A 3,378-nucleotide genomic window follows, 5' to 3' on the forward strand; every position below is an offset into this window, starting at 1 on the left:
CTTCGCCATTATGCTGTACGCCGCTATCCAGATGAAGCGGAGCGACAAGCAAAGCGGTATCCACGCCTCTTCGGAAGCCAAACTGCCGCTGCTCGGGATTTATAAGGATATTTTCAGCTTATCCATTCCGATCATTCTGTCTTCTATGACCATTCAGGCGGTCTATTTCATCGACTCTTCCTTGATCGTTCCCCTGCTCAGCGGGCAGGTGGGGGGCACCGAAGCAACCCGGCTGCTCGGTATTCTCGGCCAGAAGGCGCAGAGCATCGCGGGCATTCCGCCCGTACTGGCGATCGCCCTCAGCACCTCGCTGATACCGGTCATTTCGGCGGCTTATGCCCGCCGGGACGAGGTTCATCTGAAGCGGCAGATCACACTCGCGATGCGCATCGCTATTCTAACCGGAACGCCGATCGTGCTGTCGCTTGTCGTCGCGGCCTACTCGGTGAACGGCCTGCTCTTCAGCACCCCATCCGGCAGCGGTATGATTGCCCTGCTGACGCTGGGCACCATTTTCCAGATTACGATGACCACCTCAAATTCCATCCTGCTCGGCATGGGCAAATCGCGTATTTCCATGTTCTACGTGCTGGCCGGAATCATCGTCAAGCTGGCGGGGAGCGTTCTGCTCAGCCGGTTCATGGGCATTTACGGCATTATTATCGCTACGGCGCTATGTTTTATCGTAATCACCGCACTCAACCTGCGGCTGCTTCGGAGCATCGTGCCGTTTGAGATTATGGGCAAGCGCTGGCGCGGGTATTTGCTGGCCGTGCTCGTATCAGGCGCTGCTGGTTACGGCTTGAACGTGGCGGCAATTAGCCTGACCGGAATGATGCCTGCGCGTCTTGCCTATCTTGTTGGCTGTCTGGCTGCCGGCGCAGTCGTTGTTATTCTTTATCTGGTGCTGCTGATTGTTCTGGGCGTATTAAGCGCCGGGGAACTGGCGAGCTATCCGCGTCCGGTGCGGAAGCTGCTGAACCCGCTCATGAAGCTGCAGCCGGCCCGCGTGCGGGAAAGAGAGTAAGAGCGGCAGTTGACTTCCGCTATGCATTTTGCTTCACTTAAAGGGTAACAAGAGACATTTGTCATATGAGAAGGGACGGTGCAAGTTATGGACAAAATCAGCTCTCCTGCTGAATTTCAGGCGGCCATTCAATCCCCCAGACTGACCGTGGCCGTATTCAAGGCAGACTGGTGCGGAGATTGTAAGTTCATCAATCCGTTTATGCCGGAGGTTGAACAGAATTACGCAGATAAGCTGACGCTGGTAGAGGTTGATGTCGATGCGGTGGGCGAGGTCAGCCAGGAACAGAATATACTTGGCATTCCCAGCTTCGTCGCCTACTCGGGAGGCAGGGAACTGGTCCGGTTCGTCAACAAGCTGCGCAAGTCGAGACAGGAAATCGAAGATTTTCTGAACCGCGCGACCCAGGTCTATCAGAGCATCCATCAGTAATCGCCATTCGCCGCTTTCGCCGAATTTGTGTGGAAGCGGCGTTTTTAAAAATATAAGAATGAATAAGTGAGCGCTTATCATTTTGTCTTATATTTCTACGAGAAACGGATGCCCTCCTCCTGCGAGGACGGCGAAGCCGTTTCTTCTTGTAATCAGCCAGTCAATCAAGTCTGCATAATGCAGGTATGCCGCATCGACCCTTATCGGTTATAATGGAAACGCATAACTTTTCTGATCGGAAGACCGGTTTACGCTCAAGTAAAATCCCATACAACGGCGGGTGATCGGATTTGACGGCGAAACAGCTGAAATGGCTTGGGTACATAACCTGTCTCATTATGTTTCTCGCCCTGCTTGGCGGTGCGCTCGTTACCAAGACGGGGTCTGGCCTCGAATGCGGAAATGAATGGCCGCTGTGCAACGGCAAGCTGGTTCCCGCATATACGCTCGGGCAGATGATCGAATGGAGCCACCGGCTGCTCAGCGGTCTTGCCGGTCTGGCTGCTCTGGCCTCGGCGCTGGCCTTCCGGCGCTATGCCCGGGATCGCCGAGAGTTGCAGGCGTATGCCTTCATGACGCTGCTGTTCGTCGTCATTCAGGCATTTATGGGCGCACTCGCCGTTGTCCGGCCGCAGTCCGCTGCCGTCATGGCGCTGCATATGGGCTTCTCGCTAATCGCTTTTGCCAGCTCGTTGATGCTCGCTCTTGGCGCGAGAAGGCGCATCTCCGGAGAGCAGACCGGAACCCTTCCGCCGCTGAATAAGGGCTTTCGCAATTTGACTTGGCTGACCACGATTTATGCTTATATCGTCGTCTATATCGGCGCTTTGGTCAGTCATACGGGTTCGCAGGGAGGCTGCTCGGGCTGGCCTTTGTGCAACGGCGAGGTGATTCCGGAGCTTTCTGGCGGAACCGGCATTATGTTTTTTCACCGGGTTGCGGCAATGCTGCTATTCATTCTTACCGCTATGCTCGGACATCTGGCATTCTGGAGGCATGGCGGATATCCTGAGCTTAAGAAGCTCGGAATCTCAGCAGTCATTCTGTGCGGACTCCAGGTGCTCAGCGGCGCGGGCGTCGTATTCGCTCTGTACAACGAACAGTGGTATCTGTTTGCCGCGCTGGCCCATATTGTGCTGATATCCGGTCTGTTTGGCGTGCTGTGCTACATGAGCGTACGCGTGTGGCAGCTTGGCAGGAATAACTAAGAGAAGATTTCGGCTGAAATCAAGCCATTTTGGATAGAGCAGGTTCAAGGAGGAACAATATTTTGGGATACAGTAATTTACGCCAGTGGATAGAACAACTGCGGAAGGACAAAGACCTTGCCGTCATTGAAGCGCCGGTCGATCCTTATCTGGAACTTGCGGAGATCCATCGCCGCGTTATCCAGGAAGAGGGGCCTGCTCTGTTGTTTACGAATGTAAAAGGAACCCCCTTTCCGGTTGTCACCAATCTATTCGGTACAGTCCGGCGGGTGGATCAAGCTTTTGGCCCCCGTCCCGAAGCGCTCATGAAGTCGCTTATGGGCGCGACGGAAACGCTCCTGCCGCCGACGGTAACCGGCGTTTGGAAGGAAAAAGGGCTGCTGTTTGATCTGCTCAAAGTCGGGATAAAGAATGTTCCGCAGGGCGAGGCGCCTATTTTAAAAGTCTGCCAGAGTACTGATCCGCTTAAGGGATTGCCTCGGATCACAAGCTGGCAGGAGGACGGAGGACCGTTCGTTACGCTGCCGCTCGTTTACACGGAAAGTCCTTCGAATCCCAAGGATCATAATCTCGGGATGTACCGGATTCAAATATATGATGATCAGACGACAGGCGTGCATTGGCAGATTCACAAGGGCGGAGGCTTCCACCATCATGAGGCCGAGCAGCGGAATGAAGCGCTGCCGGTATCCGTCTTTATCGGCGGGGGGG

3 protein-coding genes and 1 pseudogene are annotated in these 3,378 nt (G+C 54.7%); all 4 read left to right on the forward strand.

Going from position 1 to position 3,378, the window contains the following annotated elements; all coding sequences use genetic code 11:
* Nucleotides 1-1,027, forward strand: a pseudogene (locus tag L691_RS0109200) (polysaccharide biosynthesis protein); the annotation flags it as partial.
* A gap of 87 nt (nucleotides 1,028-1,114) precedes the next feature.
* Nucleotides 1,115-1,459, forward strand: coding sequence for a thioredoxin family protein (locus L691_RS0109205; protein WP_025690154.1), 345 nt, complete (start codon nucleotides 1,115-1,117; stop codon nucleotides 1,457-1,459).
* 290 nt (nucleotides 1,460-1,749) lie between these two features.
* A complete protein-coding gene (locus tag L691_RS0109210) occupies nucleotides 1,750-2,667 on the forward strand; it encodes a COX15/CtaA family protein (RefSeq protein WP_025690156.1) in 918 nt (305 codons plus the stop codon).
* A 62-nt stretch (nucleotides 2,668-2,729) separates the two neighbouring features.
* Nucleotides 2,730-3,378, forward strand: a 649-nt coding sequence (locus tag L691_RS0109215; RefSeq protein WP_025690158.1) for a UbiD family decarboxylase domain-containing protein, incomplete at its 3' end; no start/stop codon positions are given.

Source organism: Paenibacillus zanthoxyli JH29 (assembly GCF_000520715.1).
GTDB classification, from domain to species: Bacteria; Bacillota; Bacilli; order Paenibacillales; family Paenibacillaceae; genus Paenibacillus_AQ; species Paenibacillus_AQ zanthoxyli.

Bases quoted from the DNA above. Each gene is read 5' to 3' on its own strand.
- L691_RS0109205 (WP_025690154.1), top strand. From the start codon at position 1,115: ATGGACAAAATCAGCTCTCCTGCTGAATTTCAGGCGGCCATTCAATCC.